General features: G+C 71.8%; 21 protein-coding genes. 3 read left to right on the top strand and 18 right to left on the bottom strand.

Going from position 1 to position 19,505, the window contains the following annotated elements; all coding sequences use genetic code 11:
• Window positions 1-48: 48 nt before the first annotated feature.
• Window positions 49-480, bottom strand: coding sequence for a CU044_2847 family protein (locus ACGF3C_RS10755; RefSeq protein WP_357234235.1), 432 nt, complete (start codon window positions 478-480; stop codon window positions 49-51).
• 70 nt (window positions 481-550) lie between these two features.
• Here ACGF3C_RS10755 and ACGF3C_RS10750 point away from each other — a divergent pair, with 70 nt between their 5' ends.
• The gene (locus ACGF3C_RS10750; RefSeq protein ID WP_357234237.1) at window positions 551-1,315 is read left to right on the top strand and encodes a class I SAM-dependent methyltransferase; all 765 of its coding nucleotides are present in this window, start codon (window positions 551-553) and stop codon (window positions 1,313-1,315) included.
• A gap of 173 nt (window positions 1,316-1,488) precedes the next feature.
• On the opposite strand, the gene ACGF3C_RS10745 is transcribed toward ACGF3C_RS10750, so the two are convergent.
• Window positions 1,489-2,034, bottom strand: a complete 546-nt coding sequence (locus ACGF3C_RS10745; protein WP_357233883.1) for a hypothetical protein — start codon at window positions 2,032-2,034, stop codon at window positions 1,489-1,491.
• A 139-nt stretch (window positions 2,035-2,173) separates the two neighbouring features.
• On the opposite strand from ACGF3C_RS10745, the gene ACGF3C_RS10740 reads away from it, so the two are divergent.
• A complete protein-coding gene (locus ACGF3C_RS10740; RefSeq protein ID WP_091405403.1) occupies window positions 2,174-2,515 on the top strand; it encodes a hypothetical protein in 342 nt (113 codons plus the stop codon).
• Between the two features lie 11 nt (window positions 2,516-2,526).
• Here the strand turns inward: ACGF3C_RS10740 and ACGF3C_RS10735 are convergent, their stop codons facing one another.
• The 4 genes from ACGF3C_RS10735 to ACGF3C_RS10720 form a co-directional block, all read right to left on the bottom strand.
• Window positions 2,527-2,994 carry a ribose-5-phosphate isomerase gene (locus ACGF3C_RS10735; RefSeq protein WP_357233885.1) on the bottom strand — a complete coding sequence of 156 codons (468 nt, stop codon included), beginning with the start codon at window positions 2,992-2,994 and terminating at the stop codon, window positions 2,527-2,529.
• 87 nt (window positions 2,995-3,081) lie between these two features.
• A complete protein-coding gene (locus ACGF3C_RS10730) occupies window positions 3,082-4,281 on the bottom strand; it encodes a DUF1015 family protein (RefSeq protein ID WP_393220680.1) in 1,200 nt (399 codons plus the stop codon).
• A gap of 89 nt (window positions 4,282-4,370) precedes the next feature.
• A complete protein-coding gene (locus ACGF3C_RS10725; protein ID WP_357233889.1) occupies window positions 4,371-4,886 on the bottom strand; it encodes a hypothetical protein in 516 nt (171 codons plus the stop codon).
• 181 nt (window positions 4,887-5,067) lie between these two features.
• The gene (locus ACGF3C_RS10720; protein WP_091405414.1) at window positions 5,068-5,694 is read right to left on the bottom strand and encodes a DsbA family protein; all 627 of its coding nucleotides are present in this window, start codon (window positions 5,692-5,694) and stop codon (window positions 5,068-5,070) included.
• A gap of 221 nt (window positions 5,695-5,915) precedes the next feature.
• On the opposite strand from ACGF3C_RS10720, the gene pepN reads away from it, so the two are divergent.
• Window positions 5,916-8,465, top strand: a complete 2,550-nt coding sequence (gene pepN, locus ACGF3C_RS10715; protein WP_393220675.1) for an aminopeptidase N — start codon at window positions 5,916-5,918, stop codon at window positions 8,463-8,465.
• Window positions 8,466-8,652: 187 nt separating this feature from the next.
• On the opposite strand, the gene ACGF3C_RS10710 is transcribed toward pepN, so the two are convergent.
• From ACGF3C_RS10710 to ACGF3C_RS10655, 12 genes are all read right to left on the bottom strand, one after another.
• A complete protein-coding gene (locus tag ACGF3C_RS10710; protein ID WP_124856680.1) occupies window positions 8,653-9,060 on the bottom strand; it encodes a DUF5130 family protein in 408 nt (135 codons plus the stop codon).
• Window positions 9,047-9,343 carry a hypothetical protein gene (locus ACGF3C_RS10705; RefSeq protein WP_196930456.1) on the bottom strand — a complete coding sequence of 99 codons (297 nt, stop codon included), beginning with the start codon at window positions 9,341-9,343 and terminating at the stop codon, window positions 9,047-9,049. Before ACGF3C_RS10705 ends, ACGF3C_RS10710 begins: the two co-directional genes overlap by 14 nt.
• A gap of 75 nt (window positions 9,344-9,418) precedes the next feature.
• Window positions 9,419-10,882: an amidase gene (locus tag ACGF3C_RS10700; protein ID WP_357229470.1), complete on the bottom strand. Its 1,464-nt coding sequence runs from the start codon at window positions 10,880-10,882 to the stop codon at window positions 9,419-9,421.
• 190 nt (window positions 10,883-11,072) lie between these two features.
• The gene (locus tag ACGF3C_RS10695; protein ID WP_393220670.1) at window positions 11,073-12,074 is read right to left on the bottom strand and encodes an amidohydrolase family protein; all 1,002 of its coding nucleotides are present in this window, start codon (window positions 12,072-12,074) and stop codon (window positions 11,073-11,075) included.
• Window positions 12,074-12,598, bottom strand: a complete 525-nt coding sequence (locus ACGF3C_RS10690; protein ID WP_357229475.1) for a 3-hydroxyanthranilate 3,4-dioxygenase — start codon at window positions 12,596-12,598, stop codon at window positions 12,074-12,076. The genes ACGF3C_RS10695 and ACGF3C_RS10690 overlap by 1 nt, the downstream gene beginning before the upstream one ends.
• A complete protein-coding gene (locus ACGF3C_RS10685) occupies window positions 12,595-13,017 on the bottom strand; it encodes a RidA family protein (RefSeq protein ID WP_238669047.1) in 423 nt (140 codons plus the stop codon). The genes ACGF3C_RS10690 and ACGF3C_RS10685 overlap by 4 nt, the downstream gene beginning before the upstream one ends.
• Window positions 13,014-13,787 (bottom strand): fumarylacetoacetate hydrolase family protein, encoded by a 774-nt coding sequence (locus ACGF3C_RS10680; protein ID WP_350858818.1) that lies wholly within the window; start codon window positions 13,785-13,787, stop codon window positions 13,014-13,016. The genes ACGF3C_RS10685 and ACGF3C_RS10680 overlap by 4 nt, the downstream gene beginning before the upstream one ends.
• Complete coding sequence (gene dmpG, locus ACGF3C_RS10675; protein WP_357229481.1) at window positions 13,784-14,908, bottom strand: 4-hydroxy-2-oxovalerate aldolase; 1,125 nt, start codon at window positions 14,906-14,908, stop codon at window positions 13,784-13,786. The genes ACGF3C_RS10680 and dmpG overlap by 4 nt, the downstream gene beginning before the upstream one ends.
• Window positions 14,905-15,840, bottom strand: coding sequence for an acetaldehyde dehydrogenase (acetylating) (locus ACGF3C_RS10670; protein WP_355008903.1), 936 nt, complete (start codon window positions 15,838-15,840; stop codon window positions 14,905-14,907). Before ACGF3C_RS10670 ends, dmpG begins: the two co-directional genes overlap by 4 nt.
• Window positions 15,837-16,634, bottom strand: coding sequence for a 2-keto-4-pentenoate hydratase (locus ACGF3C_RS10665; RefSeq protein WP_393220664.1), 798 nt, complete (start codon window positions 16,632-16,634; stop codon window positions 15,837-15,839). The genes ACGF3C_RS10670 and ACGF3C_RS10665 overlap by 4 nt, the downstream gene beginning before the upstream one ends.
• A gap of 20 nt (window positions 16,635-16,654) precedes the next feature.
• A complete protein-coding gene (locus ACGF3C_RS10660) occupies window positions 16,655-18,136 on the bottom strand; it encodes a 2-hydroxymuconic semialdehyde dehydrogenase (RefSeq protein ID WP_357223424.1) in 1,482 nt (493 codons plus the stop codon).
• Window positions 18,137-18,159: 23 nt separating this feature from the next.
• Window positions 18,160-19,497 carry an FAD-dependent oxidoreductase gene (locus tag ACGF3C_RS10655; RefSeq protein WP_393220661.1) on the bottom strand — a complete coding sequence of 446 codons (1,338 nt, stop codon included), beginning with the start codon at window positions 19,495-19,497 and terminating at the stop codon, window positions 18,160-18,162.
• Window positions 19,498-19,505: the final 8 nt, after the last annotated feature.

The following is a 19,505-nucleotide window of genomic DNA, read 5'->3' as shown; positions in this document are numbered from 1 at the left end:
GCCAACCACTCGGCCGGGGCGGCCGGAGGGCGGAGGCCGACGTTGCGCTCAGTCATGCGCGGCGTCCTCCTGCGCGCCGGCCCCGTCCTCACCCGGCGACGGCAGTGCGGGGACGGGCGAGGTCCAGATCAGCTTGACCTTGAGGTGGCCCTGTGCGCTGGTGCGAGCGACGACGGCACCAGCCTCCGCGGTGAGGGTGACGCCAATCTCGACCTCCACCTGATCGGGACGCACCGCCACCCCACGGACCACGCCCAGCGCCGCGTCGAGCGCGGGTTTGATGTGGGCCAGTGCCGTTTCCAGCGTCTCCCGGGCGGGGCGGATCCGGTCGAGCAGACCGACCCGTTCCAGATCGGTGCCAGCGTGTTCCTCGACGAGGAGAACGCCCTGATCAGTTTCGAAACGAAGGAGATCCGCCACGTGACAAATTCTCACCGAAAGATCGTTCGGAATTGGTGTCAGATCACTGACAGGAGTCATTGCATGCACCCTGCGCCGACACGGGACACATCCGCTTGCCATCACCACTGCCGCCTGTCAGCCTGACGCAATGCAGGACACGGCGACCTTCCAGGATCTGCTCCGAGAAGGCGTCGACGCGTCCGTGGACGGTTGGGACTTCTCCTGGTTCGACGGCCGCGCGACAGAACAGCGGCCGTCCTGGGGATATTTGAAACTCATGTCAGCCCAGATGAGGGTTGCCCACGCCGCGCTGGACATCCAGACCGGCGGCGGCGAGGTGCTCTCCGAGGTGCCGGCATTCCCCCCGTTGACAGTGGCCACCGAACACTGGCCGCCCAACCTCCAACTGGCCCGACGCGCGCTCGAACCGCGCGGCGTACGGGTGGTCGACGTTGCCGAGGACGCTCCGCTCCCGTTTCCCGACGAGACGTTCGACCTGGTGGTGAGCCGGCATCCCAACGTCGTGCTCTGGGACGAGATCGCACGGGTGCTCACTCCCGGCGGGCGGTACCTGGCCCAGCAGATCGGCCCCGGGTCCAATCGGGAGCTGGCCCAGTTCCTCACCGGTCCCCGCGAGATCAGTGACGAACGCAGCCCGGCCCGCGCCGCCGCCGACGCGCGAGCCGCCGGCCTGGTCATCGACGAGCTGCGGCACGAGGCGCTGCCGACCACCTTCAACGACGTGGCAGCGGTGGTGCACTTCCTCCGCAAAGTCATCTGGACGGTGCCGGACTTCACCGTGGACCGCTACCGGGCCCGGCTCGCCGATCTGCACGACCACATCCGTCGCCACGGGCCGTTCGTGGCCCACGCCCAGCGCATCCTGGTCCGGGCGCACAAACCCCGGCACTGAGCGAACGGCTCCACGACATCGGGGATCACGCAAGCCCACGAAGGAGTACCGGTCGGAGCGGCCGGCCACGGATGAACCGCGGCCGGCCGGGTAAGCAGCGACCTTGCCTGGTGGGGAGACGACCGGGTGCACGGGTGGGCGGGTCCTGGACCGGCCCGCCCGTGCACGCCCGGTCAGTTCGAGGAAATCCAGTTCCAGGCCGAGACGACCCACTCGGTCTGCTGGAGCCACGCCACCCCGAGGCCGACGAGGAACACCGCCGTCGCCAGGTGCGCACCTCTGGCGCTGCGCCGGACCCGGCCCAGCTGCCGCTCGAGCACCACCCGGCCGACCAGCCGGAACAGGGCGAACAGGCCGGCCGCCACCAGCAGGCTGAGCACCAGCACCAACAGCGGGCCGCTCAGGTCACCCTGGCCGGACAGCGCCCAGATCCCCCAACACACGAACGCGAAGAGGCCTGCCGCAGCGCTCCACTCACCGCCGCGCCGCAGCTGCGCCATCCGCGAGCTGAGCGAGCGGCGGGGCACCGGGCCACCGGGCCAACCGGTGCCGGTCGGCTCCTGCTCGACCACCGGGAACGGCTCCGTCCGCGGGGTGCGTCGCTCGCCCACCGGAGCGACCCCCCGGCGGAACCCGTCACGCTGCGGCGGCACCCCGACGCCGGCCTGCGGTGGCACCTCCACGGTCCGCTCCGCCCACGGCTGCGTCTGGTCTGCCATCTCGTCCTCCCCCTGACCGACGGCAACAGCACCGCCTTGATTCGAGGGTAGCCAGCCGGCAAATCGGTCGCCGACCCCGGCCGGGGCGCGCGGCCCCGCGACGGTGCCGGATCCAACCGGGCCAGGGTACGGTCGGCTGATGGGTGACCCCGACCGACGACGGCGACGGCTGCGCCACCACGCCGACACCGAAACGGCCAGACCGGGTGCGGACGGCCCGACGGTCAGCACGCCGGGCGTGCACGACGGTGACGAGCCGCCGCCGCGACGCAGGAGCACGGGCGGCGACGAGCGCGACGGCGAGCGGGGGCTGCGCGGGTTGGTCGGTTCCGGCTCGTCCCAGGTGGGACTGAGCGCCGCGCTACGGGCCCGGGACGCGGCCCGCCCCACCGACGACGACCTGGCCGAGGCGGAAGCCCGGGTGGTGGTCGTCCGGCGAAACTGGGTGCCCCGCGAGGAGCTGCCCCGCTCGCCGCGCTGAGCGCCGCACGGTCAGGGCAGGTCGGGCAGCTTCCGGGTCCGCTCGTACTCGGCCACCTGGGTGATCCGACGAGCGTGCCGCTCGTTGCCGGAGAACGGCGTGTTCAGGAACGCCTCGACGATGGCGGTCGCCTCGTCCAGCGTGTGCTGGCGGGCACCGACGGCGACCACGTTGGCGTCGTTGTGCTGGCGGGCCAGCTGAGCTGTCTCGACGCTCCAGGCCAGCGCGGCGCGGACGCCGGCGACCTTGTTCGCGGCGATCTGCTCACCGTTGCCGGAGCCACCGATGACCACTCCGAGGCCCGTCTCGTCGGCCACCACCTGGTCGCCCGTGTGCAGGCAGAACGTGGGGTAGTCGTCGTCCGGGTCGTAGCTGTGCGGGCCGACGTCGACCACGTCGTAGCCCTGCATGGCCAGGTGGCTGGCCAGGTGCACCTTCAACTCGAAACCGGCGTGATCGGATCCCAGGTAGACGCGCATACCGGGCAGTCTGTCAGGCCGCGCTCGGGGACGTCACACGGGCGGCGTCCCCGAGCCGGGTTCGTCACACGGTCGTGGGGATGACGCTCAACGCGGCAGCTCGGCGACGACCAGGCCGCCGCGCGCCTTCGGGGTGAACCAGGTGCTCTTGCGGGGCATCTTCTCCCTGGCCAGGTTGACAGCGACGAAATCCGCCACTGTCACCGGCGCGATCAGGATGGCCAACTCGGCCCGGTCGGCGTCGACCTCACCGGTGAGCCAGCTCGCCGGGTAGTCGCCCCCGACGTAGGTGATTCGCTTGTCGCCCGGGTCCAGACCGAGCGCGTCACGCAGCACCAACCGCTCGACCAGAGCGTGATCCAGGTTTTCCAGGCGGGCGGAGGCGGTGGCGGGCAGGCGCACCGCGTACCCCTGGCCGTCGAGGCGGAGGTGCACGGTGCCGCCGGCCGCCGGGACCTCGACCGGGCCGTCGATCGGCTCGACAGCGGCGCCCGCGGCCCGCAGCCGGTCGAGCAGCTCGGCCGGGGTGGTGGTCAGCTCGCTGACCAGCCGGTTGTACGGCTGGATGGCCACCGACGCGGGGGTGGTGACCACGGCCAGGAAGCGCGGCAGCCCACCGGTCTGGGCGGCCAGGCTGCGGTGGTTGCCGTCCGCGACGACCAGGTCCCCGCCACCGGCGAGAGCCGTGAGCGTGGCCTGCTCCGGGCCGGGGCCGAGCAGCCAGATGGCGTGCGTGCGCCCCGCCTGGTCGGTGTCCGTCGCGGCGGGCGCGCCGGCCGTGTCGGTCGCCGCCGCGAGCGCGGCGTGCAGTTCGTCGCCACGCCCGGTCTGGAGCAGGAGTACGGGTGAGAGCAGGTGCCCCAGCGCGTCGGCCAGCGCCACCCGCTCGCGCACCTTGGCGATGAAGACGTCCTCGTTGCGGATGACCAGGCCCGGCTCGTCTGCCCGGGTGGAGATCTGGTCGGTGTCCACCATCGCGAACAGCCCGTACGCCGGCTCCTCGCCGGGCGCGCTGATCCGGTAGAGCACCACCACCTGCTCGGCGGGGGTGTAACTGCCGTCGGCCTTGGCCTCGGCGAGGCGGGCCACCGCGTCCGGCAGCGCGTCGAGGAACGACTTGCCCAGGCTCTGCGGGGCGCGATGCGGCATTTCGATGCCGAGAGCGCTGTGCGGGTTCGACCCGATGATCGCGGTGATCTCCGCGTCGTCGGCGAACTCGTCGTAGTTTTGCGCGCCGGTGCCGCCAGTGGTGACCCAGGCCCGGGTGATCGGATGCACGACCGTCATGCCCACTGACGCTACCGGCGACGGTGTCGCCGCCGACGGGGACCCGCGGTGCGTCCACCAGATGAAAGCGCCCGGAAGGGCCCGGCTGGTCAGCCGGCGCGGTCGGAGGTGCCCCGGCGGTGCCTGCCCGCGCTCACCGGCCCACCGTTGCCACGCCGACCGGTCCCGATCGGCCCGCTGTTCAGGGCGCGGCGGGGCGACGCGGGCGGGCCCGGCACCGGACGGTCGGGAGGAGGCGTGGGAACGGGCCGAGGGTTCAGCGGCGGCGTCGGCACCGGGCGCGGAGGAGCCGGTGCCGGCGGCGGAGGAGCCGGTTCGGCCGGGGCCGCCCCCGACGGCACCAGCGCCGGCGCGCTGGTCGGCACCGCGTCGACTGACGACGGCAGTGGGTCGACCGGCCTGGGCGGGGTGAGCCGGGAGGTCACCGGGACCCGCGCCACGCCCACCACGATGGGCGGCGCGAGGAGATCCACCAGGTGGGCGGGCAGGTCCGGGCGGACCGTCGGCCAGCGGGAGTCGTCAACGGACCAGTAATCCGCGCCGGGAGTCTCGATCACCCCCTGCCGGGTCAGCTGATCGTCACCGGACGCACGGTGCTTGGCCATCGGGATTTGCCTCCACGAACTGCGGCGTGCGGCCCTTCGGGTCGCTGCGGCGGACACCGAGGGAAACGACGCCGCCCGCCTCCCGGTGACGCCACGACCCACCGCCGACCTCGGCGGAGGACGAGAAACGCCCCCGTCCGCGCGACTGACGAAGCACGGACGGGGGCGCGGTGGTCGTCGCTCAGTCGAAGATCGGGCTCTGCTCGCGGGTGCGCTTGAGCTCGTAGAAGCCCGGGGTGCCGGCGACCAGCAGCACGCCGTCCCACAGCCGGCCGGCGGCCTCCCCCTTCGGAGCCGGGGTGATCACCGGGCCGAAGAACGCGACCGGGGTGCCGTCCGGGCCGGGAGCGTGCACGACGGGAGTGCCCACGTCCTGCCCGACCGGGCGCATGCCCGCCTCGTGGCTGGCCCGCAGTGCCTCGTCGTAGTCGGTGCTGTCGGCGGCCGCGGCCAGTGCCGGGTCGAGGCCGGCCTCGGTGAGCGCGGCCACGTACAGCTCCGGACCCCGCTCCTGCTTCTGGAGGTGGATCCGGGTGCCGAGCGCGGTGTAGAGCGGGCGCAGCACGTCGTTGCCGTGCAGCTGCTCGGCGGCGATGCAGACCCGCACCGGGCCCCACGCGGTCTTCAGGAACTCCTTGTACTCCTCGGGCAGCTCGTCCCGGCCGTCGTTGAGCACGGCCAGGCTCATCACGTGGAAGCGGATGTCCACATCCCGGATCTGCTCGACCTCGAGCAGCCAGCGAGAGGTGATCCAGGCCCACGGGCAGGCCGGGTCGAACCACATGTCGGCGGTGACACGTTCGGTCACTGTGAGATCCCTTCGCGACGGGTGGCGCCGACAGGTCGGCGTCTCAGGAGAATCTTCACCCCGCAGCACATCGACCGGCACCCGAATGAGAGCGTGACCTCGGCCACCGCGGGCTGCCCGTACATGGAAGACTCGAATCGGGCCAGCCGTCACGAGCGGTAGGCGAACGGGCGCCGCCGGGCGTACGGCGACATGTGGGATGGAGACGAACAGTGCCGGGAGTGCGCAACCTGACGCAGGTCGAAGCGACCGAGCGGGCACGCCTGCTCAACGTGACGGGGTATGACATCAGTCTGGACCTGTCCAGCGCCGTGCTGGCGGCCGACGGCCGCACGTTCCGGTCGACGACCGAGGTCCGGTTCCGCTGCTCCGAACCGGGTGCGAACACCTTCATCGAGCTGGCCGCCGAGTCGGTGCGGTCCGCGACGCTGAACGGCACGCCCGTCGACCTCTCCGACTGGTCCGCCGAGAAGGGCCTGACCCTGTCCGGGTTGGACAGCGACAACGTCCTGGTGGTCGACGCCGACTTCGGTTACTCGAACAGCGGTCAGGGTCTGCACCGGACGGTCGACCCGGTGGACGGCGAGACGTACCTCTACAGCCAGTTCGAGACGGCCGACGCGCAGCGGGTGTACGCCTGCTTCGACCAGCCCGACCTGAAGAGCGTCTACACCTGGCACGTCACAGTGCCGGCGCACTGGCGGGCGATCTCCAACATGCCCGTGCAGCGGGAGGAGCCGGCCGGTGAGGCGCTCAAGACGCTGCACTTCACCGAGTCGCCCCGGATGAGCACCTACATCACCGCGATGTGCGCCGGGCCCTACCACGAGGTGCGCGACACGCACGACGGCATCGACCTGGGGGTCTTCTGCCGGGCGTCGATGGCCCAGTACCTGGACTCCGACGACCTTTTCCTGATCACCAAGCAGGGCTTCGACTTCTTCCACGAGAAGTTCGACGTGCGCTACCCGCTGCCGAAGTACGACCAGCTCTGGGTGCCCGACTTCAACGCCGGCGCGATGGAGAACTTCGGCTGCGTGACGCACGCCGAGTCGCACTACCTGTTCCGCTCGCAGGTCACCGACTTCGAGTACGAGCAGCGGGCCAACACGATCCTGCACGAGCTGGCCCACATGTGGTTCGGTGACCTGGTCACCATGCGCTGGTGGAACGACCTGTGGCTGAACGAGTCGTTCGCCGAGTGGGCCAGCCACTGGTGCAACACGAACGCGACCCGGTTCAGCGAGGCGTGGACGACCTTCCTGTCCATCCGGAAGAACTGGGGCTACCGGCAGGACCAGCTCTCCTCCACCCACCCGGTCTACACCGAGATGCCGGACATGGAGGCCGTCGAGGTCAACTTCGACGGCATCACCTACGCCAAGGGCGCGAGCGTGCTCAAGCAGCTCGTCGCGTACGTGGGTGAGGAGCCGTTCGTGGCCGGGCTGCGGGCCTACTTCGGCAAGCACGCCTGGGGCAACGCCACCTTCGACGACCTGCTGACCGAGCTGGAGACCGCATCCGGGCGGGAGCTGCGCAAGTTCGCCGCGCAGTGGTTGGAGACCGCGCAGGTCAACACGCTGCGTCCGGAGGTGACCATCGGGGCCGACGGCACGTACGAGCAGGTGCTGGTGCGGCAGGAGGCCCCGGCGGCGTACCCGACGCTGCGGACCCACCGGATCGGTGTGGGCCTGTACGACCTGACCGACGGACGGTTGGTCCGTCGGGAGCGGTACGAGGTGGACGTGAGCGGCGAGCACACGGATCTCGCCGCGCTGCGTGGCGTCCGGGCCGCTGACGTGTTGCTGCTCAACGACGACGACCTCAGCTACACCAAGCTGCGCCTCGACGAGCGTTCGATGGCGACAGTGGTGCAGCACATCGGTGGCTTCGACTCGTCGCTGGCCCGCGCACTCTGCTGGACCGCCGCGTGGGACATGATCCGCGACGCCGAGCTGTCCGCCCGCGACTACGTGGCGCTGACGCTGAGCGGGCTGCCCGCGGAGACCGACATCAACCTGGTCACCGCCACCCTGCGGCAGGCGACCACCGCGCTCACCCTGTACGCCGACCCGGCCTGGGCGCCGACCGGCTGGGCCGACCTGGCCCGTACCGCCCGCGACGCACTCGCTGCCGCCGAGCCCGGCAGCGGGTTCCAGTTGGCCTGGGCCCGTGCGTTCACCTCGGCGGTCCGCTCCGAGGAAGACCTGGCCACGCTACGCGGTTGGCTGGACGGCACCGGCATGCCGGCCGGGCTGACCGTCGACACCGAGCTGCGCTGGTCGGTCCTCGCCGCGCTGGTGGCCAACGGTGCCGCCGGGACCGCCGAGATCGAGGCGGAGTTGAGCAGCGACCGAACGGCCAGCGGCGAGCGGGAAGCCGCGTACGCGCACGCGTTGATGCCGACGGCCGAGAACAAGGCCGCCGTGTGGGCCCTGCTCACCGGCCCGGACGCGCTGCCCAACTGGCGGCACCGGGCGCTGTTGCAGGGGTTCGCCCACCCGGCGCAGGTGGAGCTGGTTGCCCCGTACCGGGAGCGGTACTTCGCGGCGGTCGGGCAGGTGTGGGCCACCCGGGACAGCGAGCCGGCGCAGGAGTTCGCCCAGTTGGCGTACCCGACCTATCTGGTGGAGGACGACACGGTCGCGGCCACTGACGCGTGGCTGGCCGGTGACGGGCACCCCGCCCCGCTGCGTCGGCTGGTGGCCGAGGGCCGCGACGGTGTGGTGCGGGCGCTGAAGGCCCGCGCGAAGGACGCCCAGGGCTCCTGAGCAGCGTTGTCCGGCCCGGGGCCGGCGTGGGTCTGAGCCCGCGCCGGCCCCGGACGCTGTTGTGGCGGAAGTACGGGCGGCGCTTCGAGCGCCTCGATCCCTCCGCCTGGCCCCGCTGAGACAACCCCGGACACACCGAAGCCCGGCCCGCGTTCAGCGGGCCGGGCTTCGTCGTACGAGGAAGGGCTCAGCCCTTGCCGGCGTGGCTGGCGAGCTGGTCGAGGCCGTTGATGATGCCGCCGGCCAGGTCACCGCCGCTGAACGCGCCGACCATGGAGAGCGCGGCCAGCTTGGCGTACGTGTCGGGGATGCGCTTGCGGGCGTACCGCCCGGTGATGATCTCCAGCTGGCGCTGGTTGGGCGACACGGCGATCAGCACCGACTTGTCGGGCTCGGCGAGCTGACGGTGCAGCCGCTGGGCGTGCTCACGGATCGGCTCGTCGAGACCACCGACGAAGACCGAGAAGACCAGACCGGTGCCCTTGTCGGCCAGGCGCAACGCCTCGTCGATGCGCAGCAGCTGGCGGGTCGAGAACGGCCCGTCGAGCACCTCGGGCGGATTTTCCGACCCGGCCTGCTTTTCACCAACGGTCACTTGCGCCTCCGGTTCCACCGGCCGGCGCCTCGACGCTGGCCTGCTCAAGCTTGTGGCTGGTCAGCGCGGGCGCCTGCGCCCCCGCCGTCAGCGCGGTGCCGGCCGAGTCGGCCAGCTGCTCCGGACGGCCCAGGAACCAGACCGGAGTGAAGTCGAAGGGCCGGCCCGGGCGGTAGCGCTTGGCACCACCGCCACCGCCGGTGGCACCACCGTGGCTACCGGCGTACGACAGGCCGGCGATGACCAGCACCGCGGCCAACGGGATGCCGACGAAGACCAGCAACGTCTCGGTAACAGACAATCCCAACGCCCCCAGGCGGAAGAAGGACGACAGTGAAAAACCGGGTCGGATGGACGATCAATCTGCCGACCGCCCGACTCCGTCACCATTCACGTTAGCGGAGTCGACGGCCCGCCAGATTGCGGGGTGCCGATCCCATCCGTCACTGCAGTTCTCCAGTTGCGCAGCGGTAGCTATGAGCCGCGCGTCGTCGCCGTACCGGCCGGTGAGCAGCACCCCGACGGGCAGTCCGTCGGTCGTGGTGCCCAGTGGCAGGGAGACGGAGGGATCGCCGGTGACGTTGAAGATGGCGCAGTAGGGCGAGAACCGGCGTTGCCGGTCGAAGTCGGCGGCCGGGTCCGCGTCGGCGGTGAACCAGCCGACGGGTGCCTGCGGGGTGGCCAGGGTGGGACACAGGAGCAGGTCACACCCGGCGGTGCGGCGGGCACCGAGGCGCACCTGCGCCTGCAACTCCCCGAGGGTGGCGGTCAGGGTGCCGGCGGAGAGTTCAGCGCCCCGGGCCCGGAGCAGCCGGGTCAAGGGCAGCAGCTCCGCCTCCCGCTGCGGTGGCACCGGGGCGAGCGCCAGCACGTACCAGAGAGTCTCGAACAGCGGCCACACCGCCGGCCCGAGCGGCGGCGGCACCTCGACCACCTCGTGGCCGGCCGCCGTGAGCAGCGCGGCGGCCCGGTCCACGGCGGCCACGCAGTCGGGATGCACCGGTTCTTCGGCGAGCATCGGCGTGGTGAACCGGCCGATCCGCAGCGGGCCGGGCTCGGCCCGGCGCGCGACGGCCAGGTAGCCGCCGGGCGGCGCGGGCGGCGGCAGGTAGGGCTCGCCGGGGACGGGAACGGCCATGACGTCGAGCAGTGCGGCGACGTCGGTGACCGTCCGTCCGAGCGGGCCGGCGGTGGGCAGGCCGAACGCGCCGGAGCCGATCGGCCCGCCGGAGACGAGGCCCCGACTGGGCTTGTAGCCGACCAGGCCGCAGAGCGACGCCGGGATGCGCAGCGACCCGCCGCCGTCGGATCCCTGGGCGACCGGGACGAGCCCGGCCGCGACCGCCGCCGCCGAGCCGCCGCTGGAACCGCCCGCCGTGTACGCCAACTGCCACGGGTTGCGGGCCGGCGGCGCGACCCGGCCCTCGGAGTAGAGCGAACAGCCCAGCTCGGAGGTGGTCGTCTTGCCCAGGCTGACCAGACCGGCGGCCTTGATGAAGCGGACCACGTCGGCGTCGACCGGCGGGACGAAGTCGACGAAGGCGGCCGAACCGAAGGTGGTGCGAACCCCGGCGGTGAGCGTCAGGTCCTTGATCGCGGTCGGCACGCCGTGCAGTGGGCCGCGCTCCTCGTGAGGCGCCGCGTCGGCGGCGCGCGCGGCCTGCCGGGCGAGGTCCGGTGTGACGGTGACGAACGCGCCCACGGTGTCGCCGAGCGCCGCGACCCGGCGCAGGGAATGCTCGACCAGGTCGACGCTGGACAGCTCGCCGCGGGTGATCGCGGCGGCCTGTTCCAACGCGGTCAGGTCGTGCGGCTCGGCCATTACGCCATCCTGCCGGCAGTCGGCCCTTCGCGCAGCCGACACGCGCCGGAGACCGGAAACGGACCAACCGGATGCCCACCGCACGCTTGACGTGGTCGAGCCGCAGATCTTGGACACTTTCCGTCACGTTGGCGGGCCGTTCGAACGGAAAGTGTCCAAGATCTGCGCATGCCGGCGACGTGAGCCGCGCTCAGCCGTGCAGGAAGCGCAGGGCGTTGGTGGACAGGAGCTTGTCGCGTTGGTCCTCGCTGAGGAAGTCGGCCGCGTGCACCACCGCGCCGGCCGGCCGTTCACCCAGCGGGTACGGGTAGTCGCTGCCGACCAGCACCCGATCCTCCCCCAGGGTGTCGACCAGCAGCCGCAGGGCGGGCGGCGCGAAGACCACCGAGTCGACACTGAACCGGTCGAGGTAGCTGCTGGGCGGACCGGCGGACGCGCCCCGGACCAGGTCGCCACGGCGGTGCCAGGCGTTGTCGGCGCGGCCGAGCCAGAACGGGAAACTGCCGCCGCCGTGCGCGAAACAGATCCGCAGCGTCTCGGGCACCCGGTCGAAGACACCGCCGAGGATCATCGCCAGCACCGACAGGTGCGTCTCGGCGGGCATCCCGGTGAGCCAGCGGGCCATCCAACGGTCCAGTCGTGGCCCGCCCGGCATGTCCCACGGGTGGACGAAGACGGGTGCGCCCACCTCGGCGCAGTGCTGGAGGAAGGTGACCACACCGGCGTCGTCCAGGTCCCGGTCGCCGACGTGGTTGCCGATCTCCACGCCGACGTGCCCGGCGGCGAGGCTGCGGTCCAGCTCTGCGCAGGCGGCGTCCGGGTCCTGGAGCGGCACCTGGCAGAACGGCACCAGTCGGTCACCCCCGGCCGCGGTGACCTCCAGGGTCAGGTCGTTGAAGATCCGGGCGACCTTCACCGCCTGGCCGGCCGGACGGTCGTAGCTGAAGAAGACCGGGGTGGGCGAGACCACCTGCACGGCCACGCCGTCGGCGTCCATGTCGACCAGTCGGCGCGACGCGTCCCAGCACTCCGCGCCGACCGGGCGGAACTCCGTCTCCCCCACCATGATCATGGCGGCGCGCTCGGAGTCGACCCGCAACCACGGCCAGTCGGACCCGCCACACGCCGCGCCGAGGTCCGGCCAACCCTTCGGTACGACGTGCGTGTGCACGTCGACCACGCCTGCGGGCATCAGCCCTTGCCCGGGTGCACTGTGCCGCAGTTGGCACAGGTGCGCGCCGACTCGTCGGCGTAAAACGCCTGGAACACCGGCGGCAGATCGGCGGCGATGTCGCGGACCTGCAACTCGACCTCGTGCACCTTGTCGCCGCACTCCGGGCAGTACCACTGGAACGTCTCCAGGGTGCCCTCCTCACGGACCCGCTCGACGACCATGCCGATCGAGCCGGCCTCCGGCCGCTGCGGCGAGTGCGGGGTGTTTCGCGGCAACATCCACATCTGCCCCTCGCGCACGTGCACGGTGCGCGGCCCTTCCGGGGTGACCAGGTTGATGTGCATGTTGCCCTTGACCTGGTAGAAGAACTCCTCGTACGGGTCCACGTGGAAATCGGTGCGCTGGTTGGGCCCACCCACCACCATCACGATGAAGTCGTCCCCGCCGGGGAACATCTCCTTGTTGCCCACCGGGGGCTTCAACAGGTGCTGGTTGTCGGCGATCCAGCCCGGAAAGCTGAACGGCTCGGCGATCTCACTCACGACTGACCTCCCGAGGGAAGAAGGGCCACGGCCTGGATTTCGATCAGCAGGTGCGGGTGCGGCAACTGGTGTACCGCCACCGTCGTACGGGTCGGTCCGGAGGCGTCGAAGAACTCGGCCCACACCTCGTTGTAACCACCGAAGTCGTTCATGTTGACCAGGTACGCCGTCACCTGCACCAGGTCGGTGAGGTCCGCTCCGACCGAACGCAGCAGATCCCGCACGTTCTCGATGACGGCCCGCGTCTGCACCCGGATGTCGAGGTTGGTGGTGCCGAACCCGTCCACCTCGACACCGGCGAAGGTGTTGTCCGCGCGCCGTGACGACGTACCGGAGACGAAGACGAAGCCACCGGCGACCTTGACGTGCGGAAAAGCCCCCCGCGGGACGGCCTTCCCGGCCACCACCCGGGCGGTCACGACGACGCCCGCAGCGAGGCCGTGCCGAGCTTCTCGACGACGGCGCGGACGTGGGCGCCGGGACGCAACGGAACAGCGGCGGTGGCGGCACCGGCCAGGAAGACCCAGCCGGACTCCAGCCGCACCCCGTGCCGGCCCGCCAACCGGATGCCCTCGTCGAGCGCCCGGCGCGGATCACCGAGGATCGCCGCCGTCGAACCGACCTGCGCCACCCGCCCGTCGACCTCCAGCAGCACGCCCAGGTTGTCCAGCCCCGCCGGCACCGGCGACCACGGCCCGATCACGAAGGCGGCGGCCGAGGTGTTGTCAGCGACCACGTCGGGCAACGAGAAACGGAAGTCCGCGTACCGGGAGTCGATCAATTCGATGGCCGGGGCGACCGCGCGGACCGCCGTGGCGAAGTCGCCGACCGGCTCGCCCGGCTCGGGCAGCCGGTCCAGCAGGAACGCCACCTCCGGCTCGACCCGGGGATGGATGTACGCGGCCGGGTCCACGGCGCCGCCGTCGGGCACCCGCATCGCGTTGGTGAGCCGCCCCCAGATCACCTCGTCCACGCCGACCTGGGCCATCTTCGCCCTGCTGGTCAGCCCCATTTTCAACCCGACCAACCGCTCACCGGCGTTCAGCCGACGTTGCAGCAGCGCGGCCTGCACGGCGTACGCGGTGTCCACGTCGAGGCCGGTCTCGGCGGCGAGTTGCGGGATGGCGGTGGCCGTGTCGGCCGCCGCGCCCAGCTTCTCGGCGATCCCGACGATGTCCACGCCGATCATGCTGTGCCACCTTCCGTTCGCGACTGCGGGGCTCGCGGACCCGGCTCACTCCCCGCGCTCACGGCCTGCTCCTTGTCGGCCAGGTCGAGGGCCACGTCCACGATCATGTCCTCCTGGCCGCCGACCATCCGGCGGCGGCCCAGCTCGACCAGGATCGACCGGACGTCCACGCCGTACTTCGTGGAGGCCCGCTCGGCGTGCCGCAGGAAGCTGGAGTAGACACCCGCGTACCCCAGGGAGAGCGTCTCCCGGTCCACCTGGACCGGCCGGTCCTGCAACGGGCGGACGATGTCGTCGGCCGCGTCCATCAGCGCGAACACGTCACAGCCGTGCTTCCAGCCGTGCAGCTCGGCGACCGCGACGAAGACCTCCAGCGGCGCGTTGCCGGCGCCCGCGCCCATGCCGGCGAGGGAGGCGTCCACCCGGACCGTCCGACCGTGCACCGCGTCGGGACCGACCGGCGCGGACCCGGTGATCCGACCGTGCTCGACGGCGAGCACGCTGTTGGCGACCCCGAGTGACAGGTTGTGGTGCGCGTGGATGCCGATCTGCGTCTCCGGGGCGAGGACCTGCCGGTACGCGTCGACCCGCTGCGCCACGTCGGACATCAGCAGCCGACCGCCGGAGTCGGTGACGTAGACGCAGTGCGCCCCGTACGACTCCATCAGCTTGGCCTGCCCGGCCAACCCGGCCGGATCGTTCATGTGCGACATCATCAGGAACCCGGCGACGTCCATGCCGTTCTCCCGGGCCCACGAGATGTGCTGGGCGGAGATGTCCGCCTCCGTGCAGTGGGTGGCGATGCGCACGCTGGTCACCCCGAGCGCCTTCGCCGCCTTCAGGTCGGCGATGGTGCCGATCCCGGGCAGCAGCAGCGTGGTCAGCTTCGCCGTGGTCAGCACCTCGGCGGCGGCGGAGATCCACTCGGCATCGCTGGCCGCGCCGTGGCCGTAGTTGACGCTGGAACCGGCGAGCCCGTCACCGTGCGCCACCTCGATGGCGGCCACCCCGGCGGCGTCCAACGCGGCGGCGATGGTGCGTACCTGGTCGACTGTGTACTGGTGGGCGATGGCGTGCATGCCGTCGCGCAGCGTCACGTCCTGGATGTAAAGGTCGGTCATGGCGCGGCCACCTCCGAGGAACGCAGGGCGACCAGCCGCTCCGCGGTGCGCAGCGCGGCGGAGGTCATGATGTCCAGGTTCCCGGCGTACGCGGGCAGGTAGTGCCCGGCGCCGGAGACCTCCAGGAAGACCGACACCTGAAGAGCGGTGAGCCGCCGCCCGAGCGTCGGCAGGTACGCCTCGACCCGGTCGAACTGCACGTCCTGCTTGAGCCGGTAACCGGGGACGTACTCCTGCACGGTCGCCACCATGTCCGCCACCGAGGCGGCGATCGCGTCGGTGTCCGCGTCGGCGTCCGGGCAGAGGCAGTAGACGGTGTCCCGCATCAGCAGCGGCGGGTCCGCCGGGTTCAGCACGATGATCGCCTTGCCCCGCTCGGCACCGCCCACCACCTCGATGGCGCGGGCCGTGGTCTCGGTGAACTCGTCGATGTTGGCTCGGGTTCCCGGCCCGGCGGACTTCGACGCGATCGAGGCGACGATCTCCCCGTACGCCACCGGGGTGACCCGGCGTACCGCGGCGACGATCGGCACTGTCGCCTGTCCGCCACAGGTCACCATGTTGACGTTGGGCTGGTGCAGGTGCTCGTCGAGGTTGACCGGCGGCACCACGTACGGGCCGATCGCGGCCGGGGTCAGGTCGACCACAGTGCGGCCGAGGGCGCGCAGCACCTCGTCGTGGCGTCGGTGCGCGCCGGCCGAGGTGGCGTCGAACACCAACTCGACGTCGGCGAACTCGGGCAGCGCGACGAGCCCGTCCACGCCGTCGGCGGTGGTGGCGACGCCGAGCCGGCGAGCACGCGCCAGGCCGTCGGAGGCCGGGTCGATACCGGCCATCGCCACCATGCGCAGGCTGTCGCTCAGCCGCAACACCTTGATCATCAGGTCGGTGCCGATGTTCCCGGAACCAAGCACCGCTATACCGGTGGTCACGCGGAAGTCTCCTTGCTGAAGCAGGTGCGCACCGAACCCAGCCCGGAGATCCGGGCCTCGTACGCGGCGCCGGGGGTGACCGGCACCATCGGGCCGAGCGCCCCGGAGAGCACCACGTCCCCGGCACGCAGCGGGTCACCGGCGCGGGCGAGGGTGCCAGCCAGCCACAGCAGGGCGTGCAGTGGGTTGCCCAGGCAGGCGGCGCCCGCACCCACCGACACCGGCTCGCCGGCGTGCTCCAGCACCATCCCGCACAGTCGCAGGTCCACGTCGGCGAGCCGGCGCGGCGTGGTGCCGAGCACGAAGAGCCCGCTGGAGGCGTTGTCGGCGACGGTGTCCACGATGGAGATGTCCCAGGCGGCGATCCGGGAGTCGACGATCTCGATCGCCGGCAGCACGTGGTCGACCGCGCGGATCAGGTCGACGGTGGTGAGCTGCGGGTTCGGGAGATCCTTGTCGAGCACGAACGCGATTTCCGCCTCGACCCGAGGCTGGAGCAGTCGGTCGATGGGCACCTCGACCCCGTCGCCGACCGCCATGGCGTCGGTCAGCATGCCGAAGTCCGGTTGGAACACCCCGAAGGTCTCCTGCACCGCCCGGGAGGTCAGCCCGATCTTCGCGCCGATCCGGCGTTCGCCGCGGCCCTGCCAGGCCCGCGCCTGGAGTTGCTGCACGCGGTACGCGGCCTCGACGTCGCCCTCCGGCAGCAGCCGGCCCCGAAGCGGCGCGCACGGCTTGCCGGTGCTGCGGGCGTCGGCCAGCTCCCGGTTGGCGGCCTCGATGTCAGCTTCCATGCCCGCTCCCTCGCTACGGCTCACGACAGGTCCACGCAGACGTTCGTGAGTTCGGAGTAGAAGTTCAGCGAGTGCACGCCGCCCTCGCGACCGATCCCGGACGCCTTCACCCCGCCGAACGGAGTACGCAGGTCCCGCAGGAACCAGGTGTTGACCCAGACGATGCCGGCGTCGAGCCGGGCACCGGCCCGGTGCGCGACGCCCACGTCCCGGGTCCACACGGTCGCCGCCAGGCCGTACTCGGTGCCGTTGGCGAGGGCGTACGCCTCGTCCTCGGTGTCGAACGGCGCGACGTGCACCACCGGGCCGAAGATCTCCTCGCGGTTGGTGCGGGCGTCCGGGCCGAGCCCGGTGAGCACCGTCGGCTGCACGTACGACCCGCCGTCGCGGGTGTCGCCGAAGGTGGGCGTACCGCCGCCGGTGAGCACCTCGGCGCCCTCGGACCGGGCCAGCTCGTACGCCCCGAGCACCTTCGCCCGGTGCTGGTGGGAGATCAGCGGCATGGTGGCGGTCGCCTCATCGGTCGGCCAGCCGTACGCCAGCTCGCCCGCCCGCTTCGCCAGTCGGGCGGTGAACTCCTCGAAGACTGGCCGCTGCACGTAGATGCGCTCGGTGCAGAGGCACACCTGACCGCCGTTGGTGAAGCTGGACCGCACCGAGCCGGCCACCGCGGCGTCCAGGTCGGCGTCTGCGAAGACCAGGCCGGCGTTCTTGCCGCCGAGTTCGAAGCTCACCGCCTTCACCCCATCGGCGGCGGCCCGCATGATCGCGCCGCCGGTGGCCGACTCGCCGGTAAAGGTGATCGCGTCGACGCCCGGGTGGCGGGTGAGGAACTCGCCCGCCGAGTCCGGCCCGAAGCCGTGCACCAGGTTGAACACACCGGCCGGTACGCCAGCGGCGGCCATCACCTCGGCGAGCACCGTCGCCGAGGCGGGAGTCTCCTCGCTGGGCTTGACCACGACGGCGTTGCCGCAGGCCAGCGCCGGAGCAACCTTCCAGGTGAGCAGCAGCAACGGCAGGTTCCACGGCACGATGACCGCGACCACGCCGACCGGCTTGCGCAGCGCGTAGTTGAGTGCCCGACCGCCGGTCGGGGTGACGGTGGTGAACGACTCGGTGGGGGCGGTCGCCACGATCTCCGCGAACGCGCGGAAGTTCGCCGCGCCGCGCGGGATGTCCAGGGTGCGGGCCTGGGCGATGGATTTGCCGGTGTCGGCGACCTCGGCGGTGACCAGGTCGTCGAAGCGGCGCTCCAGCTCGTCGGCGACGCGGCGCAGCACCTCGGCGCGCTCGCGCTCCCCCATGCGGCCCCACGGCCCCCGCAGCGCCGCCCGGGCGGCGGCCACCGCATCGTCCACTGTCGACTGCGATGCCTCGTCCACCTCGAAGACCTGCTCCCCGGTGACCGGGCTGGCCTTGGCGAACGGGTTCCCGCCGTCGACGAACTCACCGGCGACGAAGTTGCGCAACCGCTGCGGACCACTCGGCGCGTGGCCGGCCATCAGCCGCGGATCCCAGTTGCCGGTCATGCGCGCCTCCCTCGGCCCAGTGCCGCGCCGATCGCGCCGACCAGCAGCAGCGCGGCTCCGCCGACGACCGCCCCGAGCACCAGGTGCTGTTGGCGCACCCGGCGGCGCACCTCCGCGTACGGGGTGGTGGAGAACGACACCAGTTCGTACTGGGAAACGTACCGGCCCGGCAGGGCCCGTTCCAGTGCGTGCTCCACCCGCCGTCGGGTCTGGAAGACCGGGGAGGCGACCTTGTCCCGCATCTCCACGAAGTTGGTCAGCGCCATCGTCGCGATGGCCTCGGCGTTCTCCTGCCGGCGCCGCTGGAACAGCGGCAGCGCCGCCAACCAGTCGTCGGCGCACTCGTCCAGGCAGCGGTCCAGCTCCACCACGTCCTCGAAGGCGCAGTTGGCGCCCTGGCCGTAGAACGGCACTATGGCGTGCGCCGCGTCGCCGAGCAGGCCGACCTTTCCGCTGACCTGCCACGGGGTGCAGCGCACGGTGCCGAGCACGCCCACCGGGTTGTGCTGGTAGTCGTCGACCAGGTTCGGGGCCAGCGGGACCACGTCCGGGTAGTGCTCGGTGAAGTGCCGTTCGATCTCCGCCGGGCTGGTCAGCGAGGCGAAGCTGCCGGCACCGTCGTTGGGCCAGAACAGCGTGCAGGTGAAGGAGCGGTCCGGGTTCGGCAGCGCGATCATCATCGAGGTGCCGCGCGGCCAGATGTGCAGCGCGTCCTCCTCCAGGGCGAAGTCCCCGCCCAGCGGCGGGATCGTCAGCTCCTTGTAGCCGTAGTCGAGGAAGTCCACGCTCTCGTCGAGCAGCCCGTACGCCAGCAGTTGCCCACGCACCGCGGAGCCGGCGCCGTCGGCGCCGAGCACGACGGACGCCTTGGCCGCGACCGGGCCCTGCGGGGTCTCGAAGCTCAGGGCGCCGTCGGTCGGGTCGAGCCCGACCAGCCGGTGGTCGAAGACGACCCGCACGCCCGGCAGCGCGGCGGCCTCGTCCAGCAGGGCGTTGTTCAACGCGCCCCGGCTGATCGAGTTGATCGCCCGGTCGCCGGCCGCGCTGTACGACTGGAACTGCTGCTCGCCCTCGACCGGGTGGATCATCCGGCCGCGCATCGGCAGCGCGTCGGCCATCACCTGCTCGGCCAGCCCGATCCGGCGCAACGCGTCCAGGCCGCGTTCCGAGAGCGCCAGGTTGATCGAGCGACCGCGTTCGGCGGTGCCGGCGCGCGGGTCGGAGCGGCGCTCGTAGAGGGCCACCGGGTAGCCACGCCGGGCCAGGAAGCAGGCAGCCAGACAGCCGGCCAGCCCGGCACCGATGATCGCGATCTCGTCACGCCGCGCGGTCATGCTGAGCC

This window comes from Micromonospora sp. NPDC047762 (assembly GCF_043204655.1).
Taxonomy (GTDB): Bacteria; Actinomycetota; Actinomycetes; order Mycobacteriales; family Micromonosporaceae; genus Micromonospora.
This window is presented reverse-complemented; position numbering and strand designations above follow the sequence as displayed.

Coding starts and splice junctions, on each gene's coding strand:
- ACGF3C_RS10755 (WP_357234235.1), bottom strand. CDS start 480: ATGACTCCTGTCAGTGATCTGACACCAATTCCGAACGATCTTTCGGTG.
- ACGF3C_RS10750 (WP_357234237.1), top strand. CDS start 551: ATGCAGGACACGGCGACCTTCCAGGATCTGCTCCGAGAAGGCGTCGAC.
- ACGF3C_RS10745 (WP_357233883.1), bottom strand. CDS start 2,034: ATGGCAGACCAGACGCAGCCGTGGGCGGAGCGGACCGTGGAGGTGCCA.
- ACGF3C_RS10740 (WP_091405403.1), top strand. CDS start 2,174: ATGGGTGACCCCGACCGACGACGGCGACGGCTGCGCCACCACGCCGAC.
- ACGF3C_RS10735 (WP_357233885.1), bottom strand. CDS start 2,994: ATGCGCGTCTACCTGGGATCCGATCACGCCGGTTTCGAGTTGAAGGTG.
- ACGF3C_RS10730 (WP_393220680.1), bottom strand. CDS start 4,281: ATGACGGTCGTGCATCCGATCACCCGGGCCTGGGTCACCACTGGCGGC.
- ACGF3C_RS10725 (WP_357233889.1), bottom strand. CDS start 4,886: ATGGCCAAGCACCGTGCGTCCGGTGACGATCAGCTGACCCGGCAGGGG.
- ACGF3C_RS10700 (WP_357229470.1), bottom strand. CDS start 10,882: ATGGCCGAGCCGCACGACCTGACCGCGTTGGAACAGGCCGCCGCGATC.
- ACGF3C_RS10695 (WP_393220670.1), bottom strand. CDS start 12,074: ATGCCCGCAGGCGTGGTCGACGTGCACACGCACGTCGTACCGAAGGGT.
- ACGF3C_RS10680 (WP_350858818.1), bottom strand. CDS start 13,787: ATGATCGGCGTGGACATCGTCGGGATCGCCGAGAAGCTGGGCGCGGCG.
- dmpG (WP_357229481.1), bottom strand. CDS start 14,908: ATGACCGACCTTTACATCCAGGACGTGACGCTGCGCGACGGCATGCAC.
- ACGF3C_RS10665 (WP_393220664.1), bottom strand. CDS start 16,634: ATGGAAGCTGACATCGAGGCCGCCAACCGGGAGCTGGCCGACGCCCGC.
- ACGF3C_RS10660 (WP_357223424.1), bottom strand. CDS start 18,136: ATGGCCGGCCACGCGCCGAGTGGTCCGCAGCGGTTGCGCAACTTCGTC.
- ACGF3C_RS10655 (WP_393220661.1), bottom strand. CDS start 19,497: ATGACCGCGCGGCGTGACGAGATCGCGATCATCGGTGCCGGGCTGGCC.